This window comes from Paraburkholderia phytofirmans OLGA172, assembly GCF_001634365.1.
Lineage (GTDB): Bacteria > Pseudomonadota > Gammaproteobacteria > Burkholderiales > Burkholderiaceae > Paraburkholderia.
In genome coordinates this window covers 1,364,675-1,379,777 of sequence record NZ_CP014579.1, presented here as the reverse complement: position 1 = coordinate 1,379,777, position 15,103 = coordinate 1,364,675, and the positions used below count along the sequence as shown (strand labels likewise).

14 protein-coding genes are annotated in these 15,103 nt (G+C 58.6%); 10 read left to right on the top strand and 4 right to left on the bottom strand.

Translation table 11 applies throughout. The features are described 5' to 3' along the window. Positions 1–298 precede the first annotated feature (298 nt). Positions 299–1,150 carry a hydroxyacylglutathione hydrolase gene (gene gloB, locus AYM40_RS26285; protein ID WP_063499086.1) on the top strand — a complete coding sequence of 284 codons (852 nt, stop codon included), beginning with the start codon at positions 299–301 and terminating at the stop codon, positions 1,148–1,150. A 289-nt stretch (positions 1,151–1,439) separates the two neighbouring features. Further along, a complete protein-coding gene (locus tag AYM40_RS26280; protein WP_269465782.1) occupies positions 1,440–3,041 on the top strand; it encodes a methyl-accepting chemotaxis protein in 1,602 nt (533 codons plus the stop codon). Between the two features lie 192 nt (positions 3,042–3,233). On the opposite strand, the gene AYM40_RS26275 is transcribed toward AYM40_RS26280, so the two are convergent. Further along, positions 3,234–3,593: a MarR family winged helix-turn-helix transcriptional regulator gene (locus tag AYM40_RS26275; protein WP_236721092.1), complete on the bottom strand. Its 360-nt coding sequence runs from the start codon at positions 3,591–3,593 to the stop codon at positions 3,234–3,236. A 215-nt stretch (positions 3,594–3,808) separates the two neighbouring features. Here AYM40_RS26275 and guaB point away from each other — a divergent pair, with 215 nt between their 5' ends. From guaB to AYM40_RS26240, 7 genes are all read left to right on the top strand, one after another. Beyond that, positions 3,809–5,269 carry an IMP dehydrogenase gene (gene guaB / locus AYM40_RS26270; RefSeq protein WP_063499083.1) on the top strand — a complete coding sequence of 487 codons (1,461 nt, stop codon included), beginning with the start codon at positions 3,809–3,811 and terminating at the stop codon, positions 5,267–5,269. 208 nt (positions 5,270–5,477) lie between these two features. Next, positions 5,478–5,729 carry a hypothetical protein gene (locus tag AYM40_RS26265; RefSeq protein WP_063499082.1) on the top strand — a complete coding sequence of 84 codons (252 nt, stop codon included), beginning with the start codon at positions 5,478–5,480 and terminating at the stop codon, positions 5,727–5,729. Positions 5,730–5,923: 194 nt separating this feature from the next. Next, on the top strand, positions 5,924–6,706 hold the full coding sequence (locus AYM40_RS26260; protein ID WP_063499081.1) for an SDR family NAD(P)-dependent oxidoreductase: 783 nt from the start codon (positions 5,924–5,926) through the stop codon (positions 6,704–6,706). A gap of 90 nt (positions 6,707–6,796) precedes the next feature. Then, entirely contained in the window at positions 6,797–7,915 is a 1,119-nt protein-coding gene (locus AYM40_RS26255) for an alkene reductase (protein ID WP_063499080.1), read from the top strand. A gap of 1,079 nt (positions 7,916–8,994) precedes the next feature. After that, on the top strand, positions 8,995–9,432 hold the full coding sequence (locus tag AYM40_RS26250; protein WP_063499079.1) for a cupin domain-containing protein: 438 nt from the start codon (positions 8,995–8,997) through the stop codon (positions 9,430–9,432). Positions 9,433–9,507: 75 nt separating this feature from the next. Continuing rightward, on the top strand, positions 9,508–9,864 hold the full coding sequence (locus tag AYM40_RS26245) for a nuclear transport factor 2 family protein (protein ID WP_063499078.1): 357 nt from the start codon (positions 9,508–9,510) through the stop codon (positions 9,862–9,864). A gap of 97 nt (positions 9,865–9,961) precedes the next feature. Continuing rightward, on the top strand, positions 9,962–10,357 hold the full coding sequence (locus AYM40_RS26240; RefSeq protein ID WP_063500709.1) for a VOC family protein: 396 nt from the start codon (positions 9,962–9,964) through the stop codon (positions 10,355–10,357). Positions 10,358–10,458: 101 nt separating this feature from the next. Here the strand turns inward: AYM40_RS26240 and AYM40_RS26235 are convergent, their stop codons facing one another. Continuing rightward, on the bottom strand, positions 10,459–11,421 hold the full coding sequence (locus tag AYM40_RS26235; protein ID WP_063499077.1) for a helix-turn-helix domain-containing protein: 963 nt from the start codon (positions 11,419–11,421) through the stop codon (positions 10,459–10,461). Positions 11,422–11,719: 298 nt separating this feature from the next. Further along, complete coding sequence (locus tag AYM40_RS26230; protein WP_063499076.1) at positions 11,720–12,223, bottom strand: tautomerase family protein; 504 nt, start codon at positions 12,221–12,223, stop codon at positions 11,720–11,722. Between the two features lie 473 nt (positions 12,224–12,696). On the opposite strand from AYM40_RS26230, the gene AYM40_RS26225 reads away from it, so the two are divergent. Then, positions 12,697–13,461, top strand: coding sequence for an SDR family NAD(P)-dependent oxidoreductase (locus AYM40_RS26225; protein WP_063499075.1), 765 nt, complete (start codon positions 12,697–12,699; stop codon positions 13,459–13,461). Positions 13,462–13,468: 7 nt separating this feature from the next. Here AYM40_RS26225 and AYM40_RS26220 read toward each other — a convergent pair whose 3' ends face one another. Beyond that, positions 13,469–15,028 (bottom strand): methyl-accepting chemotaxis protein, encoded by a 1,560-nt coding sequence (locus tag AYM40_RS26220; RefSeq protein ID WP_063499074.1) that lies wholly within the window; start codon positions 15,026–15,028, stop codon positions 13,469–13,471. Positions 15,029–15,103: the final 75 nt, after the last annotated feature.

The following is a 15,103-nucleotide window of genomic DNA, read 5'->3' as shown; positions in this document are numbered from 1 at the left end:
ACTGATCATGCAGCGGTTGGTACGCGAAAATGTCGCTCGCGCCCGGATAGCACCGTAAAACGGCCGTACTTCGGTCCGCAGCGTGCAAACCGCCGCCGGTATCCGACGCCATGCATATCGCCTCGGCGTACGGGACGAGATAAGGGCACGATTCCGCTCCCAGCTTTGCACGACGCGTCAACGCGTCATGCGCTGAGAGTCAATCGTGGGTGCCCATTGGGTTGTAAGTTTAAAACGTCCCCGACTCCACAGAATGGGTGCACGCGGTCAATCTATCCGCGACGCCTGTCCAGGCAGCATGGCAACTAGCCTCGAATACACCCCGGTTCCTTTTTTTGACAACAACTACGCGTGGGTGATTTCGGACGGCGCGCACGCGATTGTCGTCGACCCCGGTGCGGCGGAGCCCGTCGAGCGGTTCTGCGGGTCTCGAGGCTTGACCGTCACGGCCGTGCTACTGACTCATCATCACGACGACCACGTCGGAGGCGTTCGGGCTTTGCTGCGTTCGTGCGGAAAGCCTGACACGCCGATTTATGGGCCCGCGCGGGAGCGTATCGAATGCGTCACATGTTGTGTGGGCGAAGGCTTCGAGGTTGAAGTCACGGAACCGTCGTTCCGCGCAACAGTAATCGCGACACCCGGGCATACACATGGGCATATCGTCTTTTTCCAGCCAGGAGTCAATGACAATCCCGGGCACCTGTTCGCCGGCGATACCCTGTTCGCCAGTGGATGCGGCCGGCTGCTCGAAGGCTCGGCGGAAGAGATGCTCGAGTCTTTGGACGAACTGGCGACTTTGCCTCCGTCCACGCTTCTGCATTGCGCCCATGAATACACGCTCTCCAACCTCGAATTCGCGCGACTATGTGAGCCCGGCAATGAGAGCATCAGGCTCTGGCAGGAAAAGGCAGCAGCGCTGCGTCTGGCGGGACGGCCGACGCTACCGACAACCATCGGACACGAACTGATCGTCAACCCGTTCCTTCGCGTACATCAGGATGAAATCCATGATGTACTCAACGAACGCTTCGGTGTTCCTGTGCCGCACAGACTGGCGGCTTTCATACTGCTGCGCGCCTGGAAGGACCTGTTCCAAGGCGAGTATCGGGCGCTTGCGAAACGATGGGCGCCTGACCTTCTGAATTAAGGCAGCAACATACACCTGGATGCAAAGCTGGTTTCTGGGAAAATCCTACCGACAGCTGGGCTTGATGCGAGGTAGATTAGACGGATGCCCGAGCGCAAGCAATCGCCTGCTGGGGGACGCATCGAAAGCAAAACCGGTGTTGGCTCGCTACTTGCCGTACACCTGCTCACGCTGTCTGGCAAGAATAGTAAAGATCCACGGCGTTACGCCGTAAACAACATCATGGAACTCTACTCAGACATCTTGCCCTGGCAACGTGCTGAGTGCCTGACCCAGCGCGTCACTTCCAATGTTGACGACGCCTCATCCCCTATTCAATCTCACTTCTTCTATTGGCATGTTCAAAAACACCAGTATCCGTGTCCGCCTCGCGATGGCAATGGGTCTTCTCAGTGCGTTGCTGATCCTCGTCGGCATCATGGGCATCGTCGGCGTAGCGATGAGCAATAGCGATGTGCAAGAGCTTTATTCAAACCGGCTCGCGTCCTCGCAGGTGCTCAATCGAGCGAGTGTTTCGCTGGCAAGAGCGCGTCTCTGGCTTTTTCGCATAGCACTCGATCCCGCCGGTCCCGGCGTACCGCAGCAAGCACAAGCTGCTCGCGATCTGGTTGTTGTGTCGAAGAAAGCATGGGAACAGTATCGCGCGCTCCCGCTCTCCGGACCTGACGAAACCAGCCGTGCGGCCGACGTGAACTCGAAATTTGAAAAGCTCCTCTCGGGCGGCCTGGAGCCAATGCTCAATGCTATTTCAGCGCACGATTCAGCGAAGCTCATTGACGTTGCCTTGCACACGCCGGCGTCGATGTTCATCGATGTCACTGACGGCATGGATGCGCTGACCGCCATGCAAGTCTCCGCTGCCAAAGCGACGTTTGATGCCGCGCAAGCGCGCTTTCACTGGTTCGTAGGTGTAGGCGTTGCGGGAATTCTGATAACGCTGGGCGCGGCGATGATGGCGTGGTGGACGCTGCAACGCGCGATAGGCGAGCCACTTGCGATAACACTGGACCATTTCAACGCGATTGCCAGTGGCGACCTGACTACTCGGGTCGAGGTACACACGAACGACGAGATGGGACGCTTGATGGCGGGCCTCCAGACAATGCAACGCAAGCTGGTACAAACGATCGGTGTCGTGCGAGACGGATCGCGATCGATTGACATCGCCGCGCAGGAAATTTCTGCCGGCAACCTGGATCTGTCGCAACGAACTGAAGAGCAGGCCGCGTCTTTGGAAGAGACCGCCTCGTCAATGGAAGAGCTGACCTCGACGGTTCGTCAGAACGCCGACAACGCGAAGCAGGCCAGTCAGGTGGTTCGCAGCACGGAGTTGCTCACTGAGCAGGGCAACCTTGCGGCACAGGAAGTAGTTCAGACGATGCGGAGCTTGTCCGATTCGTCCGGCAAGATCGCCGATATCACCAGTGTCATCGAAGGGATTGCGTTTCAGACCAATATCCTTTCGCTGAACGCGGCCGTGGAGGCGGCACGCGCGGGCGAGCAGGGGCGCGGGTTCGCGGTTGTCGCCAGCGAAGTTCGTTCGTTGGCGCAACGCAGCGCAACGGCGTCGAGAGAGATCAAGGAGCTGATTACCGATTCGCTGACCCGAGTCGAGACGGGCGCGCGGCAGGCTGATCGTTCAACCGGCACGATGGCGGACATCCTGGCTTCGGTGCGGAAAGTCAGTGACTTGATGGGTGAGATTGCCGCCGCGTCTGAAGAACAGTCGAAGGGCATCGAACAGGTCAATAGCGCAGTGGTCCAGATGGACCAGGTGACGCAGCAGAATGCGGCGCTAGTTGAGCAGGCGTCCGCGGCGGCGCTGTCGTTGAAAGAGCAGGCGGGGCAACTGGACAGTGCTGTTTCGGTCTTTCGTGTGCATGCATCGTGACATTCCGGGGCCGGCGCGGCATGACGTTGGGGCCATGCATCGTTGACAGCGCGCGGACTCGAACTCGCTCAAGCGTTTCCTCGTGCGACTGCGAAAGATACGCGGCTTCCTCCTGGATGGCAATTTGCGCGGGTTGTCGCGCAAGGTCCTCGCAGACCTCCCTGCGCTCTTGCCGTTCTTCGATTGATCAGCCTACTGCACCGTCACATTCGTCTCGCCCTCTGCCCACGGATCGAAGCCGCTGCCCAGCACGTCATGCAAGGACTTACGCAAGTCCTCCGCCCGCTTCATTCCATAACGCCCTTCGAACTGCTTCTGGACCGATCGCCATATCGGAAGCGCCTTGCGATAGCGCGCCAATCCTGTCTTCGTAAGAACGGCATTCTTCATCCGCCGGTCTTCGCCAGGCACCATATCGATCAACCCGTCCCGCTCCAGCGGCTTCAGGTTTGCGGACAATGTCGTACGATCCATTGCCATGGCCGCCGCCAGTTCGCCAATTGCGAGAGGACCCTCCCTGACAAGTTTGTGCAAAATCGAGAACTGCGTCACGCGGATACCAGCTGGACCCAGCGCCTGGTCATACACCGCCGTCAGGTACCGAGAGGCTCGGCGCGCAGCAAGGCAATTGCAGCGACCGTCGATGTCGTCTAGCGTATTTTTTCGCATCAGAAGCTCCGTATATGCTGAAATGTTCCTCAAAGAGTGCTTCCATCCGCCGCGCCCCTCTCTTCGACGGCCGACACTCTAATGACCCAGGAATTCCGATGAACCTGATTCAAAAAGCACTTACCTTCGACGACGTCCTGCTGATCCTGGGATTCTCCGATCTGTTGCCGCGCGATGCTGTCCTTCAGGCGCGGCTCACCCGCAATATCTCCCTGAACATACCGTTCGTATCCGCAGCGATGGACACCGTCACCGAAGCACGCCTGGCCATCGCGATGGCGCAGCAGGGTGGGATCGGCATCGTTCACAAGAATCTCTCGCCTGCCGAACAGGCACATGAGGTCACCAAGGTGAAGCGCTTCGAGTCGGGGGTAGTACGCGATCCGATAACGGTTTCATCCGAGATGAAAGTGCGAGATGTCATTGCCCTTTCCCGACAGCATGGAATCTCTGGCTTTCCGGTAGTCGAAGGGAAAAGGCTGCTCGGCATCGTCACCAATCGTGACATGCGCTTCGAGACGCGTCTCGACGTGACCGTGAGCGTCATCATGACACCGCGCGAGCATCTTGTAACCGTGCCGGAAGGCACTCCGCTTGCGGAAGCACAGGCGCTCATGCATTTTCATCGTCTTGAACGCGTTCTGGTAGTCAATGACGCGTTCGAACTGTGTGGGTTGATGACCGTCAAAGACATCACCAAGCAAAGTGAGCATCCTGCCGCGTGCAAAGACGATCAGGGCAAGCTTCGCGTAGGCGCAGCGGTGGGAGTTGGCGATGATACCGACGAGCGCGTGTCGCGCCTGGTTCAGGCCGACGTCGACCTGATCATCGTCGACACCGCGCATGGTCACAGCAGAGGCGTCCTCGAACGCGTGCGATGGATCAAGCAGAATTTCCCACGCATCGAACTTGTCGGCGGCAATGTGGCAACGGCGAGTGCTGCGAGAGCCCTTGTCGAGCATGGCGTCGACGCGGTCAAGGTAGGTATCGGCCCAGGGTCTATCTGCACAACGCGGATTGTCGCGGGCGTCGGCGTGCCGCAAATTACTGCGATCGTGAACGTCTCCGAAGCGCTAAAAGGTTCCGGGGTACCGCTGATCTCGGACGGCGGCGTGCGCTTCTCGGGCGATGTCAGCAAGGCCCTTGCGGCGGGCGCGAACACTGTGATGATGGGAAGCGTGTTTGCGGGCACCGAAGAGGCGCCAGGTGACGTATTCCTTTATCACGGTCGCCAATATAAGTCCTATCGCGGCATGGGATCGGTCGGAGCGATGAAGGACGGAGCCGCCGATCGCTACTTCCAGGACAATTCCGCCAGCATCGACAAGCTCGTGCCGGAAGGCATCGAGGGTCGCGTTGCGTACAAAGGTCCCGTCGGCCCGATTCTGTTTCAACTGATCGGCGGCCTGCGTGCGAGCATGGGGTACTGCGGCTGCCACACGATAGAAGAACTACACGAGAAGGCCGAGTTTGTGGAAATCACGGGGGCGGGTCTCCAGGAGTCGCACGTTCACGACGTGCAGATCACCAAGGAAGCCCCCAACTATCACCTGGGTTGATCGTCGCTTACCATCGCCGGCCACTTGCCCACCTCGGCACGCTCTGATCGAGATGCCCCAGACGTGGAACCACGCAAGCAGGGTCCTCGCTCAAAACAGGCTGCGTCAGGCCGGGACGGCTTCTCTTCAATATCGCTTTTACCAACGTAGGAAACCAAGTGAGTAACTTTCTTAAGCAAGTCATAACCGCACATGGTGGCCTTGAACGGTGGAACAAGTTCAACAAGGTGTCCGCGACCATTGTCTCCGGCGGGGCGAAGACTTCCTGCTGCGTCGCCACGACTACACCGTCGACATCTCTGGCGGATTCTCCGCTGCACAATACGTCTCCGATTACGTGGAGGTCGAAGGACTGTATTTCCCCACCATGCGCCGGGCTTATTTACGCGGGCCTGACATGAACCCTGTCCTCGACGTGCTGCTTGTGTCGATCGACCTCAGTAACTTTCGGTTTGACTAACCACTCTCGAGGCCCGACGCGACGTTCGCTACAGTGAATGCGTCGCCGACCTACACTGGGCGCCGCGAATATAGCCAACCTGAAGGTAGGCCGAGTGGCTTCGTCAGCGTTGCCCCGGCCGGCCGGCGTGTCTGATTTCATAGATTACGCTTATAATCTATACACCTTAACTGCTTCAAGAAGGAGCAAACGGGATGTCCAAGAAACCAACGGTGCTCATTACGGGCGCTTCCGCCGGTATCGGCGCCATGTATGCAGATCGATTTGCGAAGCGCGGCCATGACCTTGTGCTGGTTGCACGAAACGATGCTCGCATGAAAGAGCTCGCGGCAAAGCTCAAAGCCGAAAGCGGCGTCAATGTCGAAATCATCAAGGCTGATCTGGCAAACGTCTCGGAACTCAGGCAGGTAGAGGATCGACTGCGCGATGATGCGCGTATTGGCGTGTTGATCAATAATGCCGGGACAGCCATTCCGGGCACTTTCGTCGAACAAACGCCTGACGCCATCGCCTCGCTTGTCGATCTGAACACGACTGCCGTGGCACGCCTCGCCGCAGCAGTCGCGCCGCGCTTTTCACAGGCCGGTGCCGGTGCTATCGTCAATATCGCCTCCGTGGTTGCCCTCGCTCCCGAACTGGGGATGAGCGTTTATGGCGCGACCAAGGCGTTCGTTCTCTACCTGTCCCTAGCCATGGATCTCGAACTGAAACCCAAAGGCGTTTACGTCCAGGCGGTACTGCCAGCGGCCACGCGCACGGATATCTGGACTCATGTTGGAAGGGATGTCGATACTATTTCTGGAGTAATGAACGTGGACGAACTCGTCGATGCGGCTCTGGTTGGTTTCGATCGCCGCGAAACCGTCACGATTCCACCACTCCCCGACGATGCCCAGTGGGATGCGTATGAAGCGGCGCGGCAGGCCATGCTGCCGAATTTCGCGCAGACGCATGCAGCCGCTCGATATCGCGGCTGACCATAGACTAACGCAAGCAACGCGCGTGACTACCGGCTCCCTCGCACAGCCGCCGCAATCGCGTCTTCGACGCTAAAACAAGGACTGCACATGTCGTCATCCTCACTGTTTTCCTCACTGCGGATGGGTCGTCACGCCCTCGCCCACCGCGTCGTCATGGCCCCGTTGACCAGGATGCGCGCCACCCGTCCCGGGAACGTGCCCTATGAGCTGAATGCCACATACTACGGGCAGCGCGCATCGAGCGGCGGTTTGATCATTGCGGAAGCATCTCAAGTGACACCGTTCGGTCAAGGCGTCCCTGCCAGCCCAGGGATTCATTCCGCGAAGCAAATTGCGGGTTGGCGACTGGTCACCGACGCCGTCCATCAAAAGGGCGGATTGATCTTCCTCCAGCTTTGGCACGTGGGCCGCATCTCACACTCGTCGCTGCAACCGAACGGCGAGTTGCCGGTCGCGCCGTCCGCCATCCGGCCGGCAGGACAGGCCATGACCGCCGACTTCGGAAGCGCGCCATTCGAAACGCCGCGCGCACTTGCGACCGATGAAATCCCGGCGCTCGTCGAATCCTTCGCGCAGGCTGCCCGCAATGCACAGGCCGCCGGTTTCGACGGTGTCGAACTACATGGGGCCAACGGCTACCTTCTTGAGCAGTTCCTTCAATCACGAAGCAATCAACGCACCGACGCGTATGGCGGGACGATCGAAAATCGCGCAAGGTTATTGCTGGAAGTAACCCAGGCCGCGGCCGACGTGTTTGGCGCGGACCGGGTGGGCGTGCGCTTGTCCCCGTATGGAAGAGCCGGCGACAGCGGTGAAGCCGAACCGCTGCCGCTCTATACCTACACGATCCGCGAACTCGCCAGGTACGGGCTCGCCTATTTGCACCTGATCGAACCTCGCTCAAGCGGTGCCGGACGTGCAGACGTCGATCATCAGGACGTGCCTTCCGCAGCGGCGCTCTTTCGCCCGATCTGGCCGGGCGTCCTGATCGCGGCCGGCAACTTCACGCCGCAGACGGCCGAACAGGCCATCGACGCCGGACATGCGGATGCCATCGCATTCGGCCGCGCCTTTATCGCCAATCCGGATTTGCCTCGGCGACTGAAAGCGGGCGCGCCACTGAGTCCGTACAACCGAGCCACTTTTTACGGCGGCGATGCGAAAGGCTACACCGACTATCCATCACTCGACAATTCCATGGTTTGACCTGCTGACGCGCCATTTACCGGCGCCTTGATACGCAGACCTTTGGACAGCGTGCACGCGGTTCGAGAAGGCCACATTGGCCAAGCCCGTCGATTTCTGATGCACGCTTCGGAACTGCGGCTTGCGGTCAAGGCAAATTCGCGTCGCTACATCGAACGGCCTGACCGTATGAGCATTCGGCAGCTCATCGTACTCGCAGTCGTATTGATGCGTGATTCGGAAAGAGGCGCTGCGGCAGTGCCTGGATGCTAAAAATTTCACTCGTGCGGCAGACATGATGGACGTCGCGCCGCCAATTTAGATTGGCATACAGCATGCCGAGCTGCTGCTACCTGCAAAGGTTCGCGCATTTATCGACCATGCGTCGGAATTCTCCGCGGGTCAACTTGCAAGATAGGGTGAAGGACCCACCGCACTGCGCAGTGACGTTCATCACTTCTGTCGTTGCCCTGCATGTTTTGCGAAGGAGCTCGTAGGAAGACCTCTTCGGTAGGCTGAGAGCCGCTTTGCCAAAACGCGGTAGAAAAATGCCGTGACAACAATTCGCCTCCGGATGTGAAGTACTGCGAATTGCCCCGCAAGGAAAATAAAAGGCGGCAGCGCCAAAGGGAAATAGGTACTGAACTGATGCATGTCGAACCTCTCGTTCAAACGGAGGACCTATCGTACGCGTCGACCGCCAGCTTTTCGATGCCATAACCCGTATCAGTCTTTTATCGCAGCGGTAACGACCTTCGACGTAGGTCAATGCAAGAGCGCGATAATTGCCGCCTCCGTAACAATGCCAAAAATCGTGCCAAGCAGAATCGTGGGATAGCGCTTGACGGAACAATTCTTCAGACTTGGCTAGCGGTTGGGTGGTGCCAGTGGGGTGAGCACAAAAAACGCTGAAACTCCAGTGTGTCACCGCGCCACCATCAAGCAAGGATCATGCCTTCGTCAATTCGCCACTGCACGGGCAGGCAACTCGGCTTGCACTGACGTGCAATCGTCGCCCCATTCACTGCGATATCTTTGTTTCACCCACAAACCTTGCCGAACGGAACAGTGGCCCGGCACACACACGTTAGGAGACGACGATGGAAATCAAGCCGAAGGTTCAGGAAGAAGCAGTTCAAATCAATGACATTCCGTGGAAGGCTTTCCCCGACGCGCTTTCGAAAGGAGGCATCCGTTGGAAGATGTTGCACGCCTCGCCGGAAATGGGCGCATGGACCGCGATCTTCGAATGCCCCGCGGGCTCGTCGTTCAATGCGCATTTCCACGTCGGGCCGGGGGAATATCTGTTGATGAAGGGCCGAATGGATGTCCGAGGTGGAAGCGAACACGGGGGCGACACGGTTGTTGCTCCGGCTTACGGCTACGAGTCTGCCAACGCGCGACACGACAAAACCTACTTCCCCGTCGACAGCGAGTTCTACATGACCTTTCTGGGGCCACTCTCGTTCATCAATGAGGATGGCACACCCATCGTAGTCGTTACATGGGACGAAGCCCAGCGCGCGTACGCCGGATAAGCCAGCGACACCTTTTCCATGCACCGGCAGTGTCCCGCATTGCCGGCCCGCCATTCGATTTCATGGACGCTCACCATGTCAGATTCTTCTCAACACACGGAAGGGACGACCAAGCAGGTTCTCGACCATCATCTCAGTGCGTTTGCACAGGGTATCGATGAGATACTTAAGGACTACGACGATAGCTCTACGATAATCACGCCCGACAAGACTTTTCGTGGCCGTGGCGAAATAACAGGTTTCTTCAAAGCGTTCCTTGACGGCGCCGCCCCCGAATTCTGGGCGGCATTCAAAATCACGAGCCTCAGTACGGCAGGCGAGATCGCCTATCTCGCGTGGGAGGCAAAGCCTTGGGTTACCCTCGCGACGGATACGCTGTTCGTCAAGAACGGGAAGATCTCGGTTCAGACGTTCACATCGCTCTCGGCGTGAACGGCAACGACGAGACAAGCTGTCGCGTCTCCCTTCAATGGGCTTCGTGCGCCGCGGCCACATCTCCGCGTCGCGCATTACATATCTGGGAAACAAAGTGGCCAAAATAATTCATTCGATGGTGCGGGTTCACGACCTTGAACGTTCCTTGCGGTTCTACAAGGACGCTCTCGGGCTGTCAACAAGTCACCGCCTGGATTTCCAGGATTTCTCGCTCGTTTATCTTCGCAACGAAGAAAATGACTTCGAGATTGAACTTACGTGGAACAAGGGCCGTGAACCGGCGTATACACATGGTGACGGCTACGGGCACATCGCCGTGGCCGTAGCAGATCTGGAAAGTGAGCACACGCGGATGAGCGGACTCGGCATCAATCCAACACCCGTTAAGGAGTTCAAGCGCGGTGAGGAGAGGCTAGCACGGTTCTTCTTTATTCAGGACCCTGACGGCTACAAAATTGAGGTCCTGGAACGCTCGGGACACTACGTCTAAAACGCCCCTTGACGCCCAACGCGAGTGTTATTGCCGTCTGCTCTACGATAGGCGTCCAGCGATCGCGTGGTCTAACCGGCCGCTTCGACACGTCGACGCGCCTAAGAGCGAAACTCCGTTATCCTGCGTACATCGCCCGGTGAGGAGCCGTATTTCTCCTTAAAAGCGCGGCAAAAATGGCTCGTCGAGTTGAAGCCCCAGCGAAATGCGATTTCCGATATTTGCTGCCGGTTATATGCCGGATCTGTTAGCGCCTCTTTGCAGGCGTGCAAACGTCTATCCAAAATCCATCCGGAAACGGTCATGTCGCCGCGATGAAAAAGCATATGAAGGTAACGCAGCGAAATTCGATTTGCCTCCGCGATGCGGGTCGGGCTAAGGTCGTCTTCATGCAGGTGCTGCAGGATGTAGTCCTGCACGCGCCTCAGCATGGCTGCACTCACGTCGAATAAGGCTGATGGCTGCTGCCCCGAGAGCGCAATGCCGAGTAGCTCGAGCGTCGACCTGCTGACCGAACCTTGAACGCGCTCATCAAGGGCCGCGATTTCATTCGAAAGAGCCAGGAGGTGGACGGCCAGCAGTGAACCCACACCGGTGCGGCTTTCGATTTTCCCACCGGCAGGAGGTTGCTTCCGCTCCGGCAGGCGCTCCCGCATCACCGACCATGGAATCATGAGCGTCACTTTGTGCAGACGCTCAAGCACTTCAAATTCCACCGCCCGGTCCGTTGTCCAGACGACAACATCACCGGCTGCGACTTCAACCCCAGCGCCGCCAATCTTGAAGCGCTCCCGCCCTTCCGTCGTGAGCTGCACGCCAACGTAGAGCTCGTCGTCGTGCCGCACCTGGCCCCAGGTGCGCTCGCCTGTGCAGGGGTCGCACACAGTCTCGACAATGCTGGCTCCAGCGAAGTCGTGATGTTTGACGTGAGCGTAAAACGTAGCGGGAAGGCGATGCGGCACTTGCCACTCGCGGTAGTTCGTGCTGAGCACAGACTGCCAGGCGTCGGTGCGGTCGCCGGGCGCAACGTCACTGCTTGACCATTCCTTTGATTGATTGCGCACGTCGTGCCTCCTTTGCCCCGGTGCCACAGTCCGGCCTGGTGCTGCACTTTCATGCTGAATGCCGTTTAACAGCTTATGATCGAATCTCGGGTGCGGCCAGTGGGACGTACCCTAGCCGGGGCGTCGGCAGGAGAAAGAGTCGACGTGGACAGGCATCGGCCGCCGTTTTGGGGCCAAATGCCCAGTTGTGCGGGCGCGAAAAATCGCGCCATCAGCTATGAGCGATCAAGCCCCGCGCAAGCGGTGGACCCAACCCACTCGAATGCATGCGGGACTTCGACCTGAATCAATCGCGGAATTATTCCTGAACGACGTGTGGTACGTCGATGCGCGGACGCGTGGCCAATGCCTGCTCCATTGCTTCAATTCGGCTACTGTCGAGACCTAAAGTTCGCGCAGTGAATACTGTGGTCCAGGTTTTTCCGTCGATGCTCCACGTTCCACTCGGAATTTCCTCCACGATGCAGAACACCCGTGGGCCGCTGCCATCGGTGCCTGTGCCGTCGGCTTCCAGAATCGCTTCTGTCAGCTCTGCGGACAGGCGGTTGATGCGCTCCTGATCCATGAAACCGACCATCACCCTGACATTGATCCGGTAGATGTTTTGACTGGCGGGATGACCCGCGACGGTCACATGGTGCTTCGGCCGCTCGTCAAGATAGACCCAGGCAACGGATGCAGCCGCCTCACTCAATTCAATTCCTTCCCAGCGAAGCGCCGTGGCCCACAGGTTGTTGGTCAATTTCTGTTGCGCGTCGGTATTCAGTGAGCCTTGTGCGTAGATAACGTCGATTAGTGGCATGCTTAAACTCCTGATTTCGTTTGAAAGATGGGCCGACGAAGGGGCGAAGGACTCCATCGCAGGTTTAGTGGAGCCCCTCGTTCTTCGGCTCGACTCCGGGTGTTCCTGGAGTCTTTCCCTAAATAGCAGTCCCCGAAGGCTGCTCGTCTGACCAGATGAACCGATTGATCAAGGGTATCAGGAAAGGAAACGCGTCGTTGCCCGCAAGCGCAAAATGAATTGCATCACAGTGCAACGGCCGGGTTCCATGCCTGGTCACGCGCTCGGTAAAACGCGTATATACTCGTATTTTTAGCGATGTCCGGGTTTGAGTAAGGCACCGTTAATGGCAACGCGTACCAGACTCGTTATAGATATCGAGGACGGCTGCAACTGTCTGACAGCCAGGCAGACGGCACGCTATCTCAGCGCTGCCTATCCAGGACCTAAGATAGATCGCAACCGAGCAACACGTCTCTAATGGAGTAACGAACATGCATGACCTTTTCGATCTGCGCGGCCGCGTGGCCGTCGTAACCGGTGCAACCCGGGGTATGGGACTGTCGATCGCGCGCGCACTCGGCAAAGCCGGCGCCAAATTGGTGATTTCCGGACGCGACCCGGGGACCGCCGATTCGGTCGCAGCGAAACTGCGCGAGTCGGACGGCATCGACGTCAAGGCGTTCGCCTGTGACATCACCGATCCCGCAAGTGTTGGCCAGTTCGCTACGCGGGCGCTCGAGGCATTCGGCCGCGTTGACACGCTGGTGCTGAACGCCGCAGGTGTCTCGCCGGCCGGATCGATCCTCGGCCATACTCCAGAGCAATTCGATCAGGTTATGGCCGATAACGTGCGAGGTAGCTTCGCGCTCGTCACCGCGCTGGCGCCTCAGATGATCGCCCGCAAAGATGGGTCGATCATCTTCATGTCGAGCCGGGCGGCCAAGCGTGGATCCGGACTTCTCGGCCTGTATGCCATGTCGAAGGCATCGATTGACCAACTCGTGCGTAATCTTGCGCTCGAACTCGGGCCGTCGAACATTAACGTCAATTCGATCAATCCGGGCGCAGTACGCACCGATTTTTCACGCGTGCTCTGGGAAGATGCCGAACGTGAAAAGAAGACTGTCTCGACCATCCCGATGGGGCGCATCGGCGAGCCAGAGGACGTCGCGGGTCTCGCGTTGCTGCTGGCCTCGCCAGCAGGTCACTATATCCATGGCCAGAACATCAGCGTGGACGGAGGCGGGACGGCCTGAGCGGTGGCTACGCAGGCGAGACGCTCGCCAGCCTGAACATCGAAACAGAGGCTTTCAGATCGTTCGCCTGCGACTCGAGCGAGCTGGCGGCAGCCGCCGCCTGCTCGACCAACGCCGCGTTCTGTTGCGTGACCTCGTCCATCTGCGTGACGGCCTGGTTGACCTGGCCGATGCCCTTGCTCTGCTCCTGCGAGGCAGCAGTGATCTCATTCATGATGTCTGTCACGCGCCTGATCTCGTGGGTGATCTCGCTCATCTTCGCACCGGCTTCCCGTACATGGCCGGAGCCGGCCTGCACCCGCTCCACGGAATCGTGAATCAGCTCCTTGATTTCTTTGGACGCCGCCGAGGAACGCTGCGCCAGCGAACGCACTTCCGAAGCCACCACCGCGAAACCCCGTCCCTGCTCGCCCGCCCGCGCCGCTTCCACAGCCGCATTCAACGCAAGGATGTTGGTCTGGAAGGCGATGCCCTCGATGATGCCTACAATATTGGCGATCCTGCCCGAGCTGGCGTTGATGCCCTCCATGGTCTCTACGACGCGCGACACCATGACGCCGCCCTGCTCCGCAACCTGGGCGGCCTGCGCAGCGAGCTGGTTGGCCTGACGGGCATTGTCGGCATTCTGGATGACTGTCGAGGTCAACTGCTCCATGCTGGAGGCCGTTTCCTCGAGCGAGGCAGCCTGCTCTTCAGTACGCTGCGACAGGTCCTGGTTGCCCGCCGCAATCTGTTGAGTGGCGGTGGCAATCGAGTCGGCCGAAATCTTGATCGTGCCGATCGTGTGCGTGAGCTGCTCCTGCATGCGCTTCATCGAAAACAGCAGGCTCGATCGATCGTCCGGTGCCGTCTTCACCGCAACAGTCAGATCGTTATCCGCAATCTGATTGGCAATTTCGGAGGCGTAAGAAGGCTCGCCGCCCAGTGAGCGGAGGATGCCGCGGTTGAGCAGCACCACGACAGCCGACAGGGCACCGGCCAGTATCACCAGAATCCCGAGGCTCTGATATAGAGACGAACGGAAGGCCGTATCGATATCGTCGACGTAGACCCCTGTCGAGAGAATCCAGTCCCACGGTTGATAGGTCATGTTGTAGACGATTTTCGGAGCGGCTTCGGTCGCCCCCGGTCTCGGAAACGCATACGCGGTAAAGCCTTTGCCGTCACGCTTGATGACAGCCGCCATGTCCCTGAAGAAGAAGACGCCGTTCGGATCCTTGTAGTTGCTCACGTCCTTGCCATTCAGGTCCGGCCGCGCCGCATGCAGCAGCACCGTCAGCTGCGAATTAATGATCGTGAAATAGCCGTTGCCGGCGTACCGCATGTTCCGGATGCTGTCCAATGCCCGCTTTTTAGCTTCCGCTTCGGACAAGGAGCCATCGGCCACCCGGTCGCCAAAGGTTTTGACGACGCTCAGGGCGAGTTCCGATGCGTGGATCAAGTCGCCCTTACGTTCGTCCAGCCGAATTTCTCTCGTCTGGTAAGCGTTGTAGATCGATATTCCGGCTAGACACAGCAGACTCAGGATGAGCGGCAGCCAGAGCTTGTGGGCAAAAGGCAACTTCATACGCAGCGAACCTCGCATTAAAAGTGTGACAACAGGCAGAATTGCCGACCTGACAGACATCGAGAAACCTCCGAT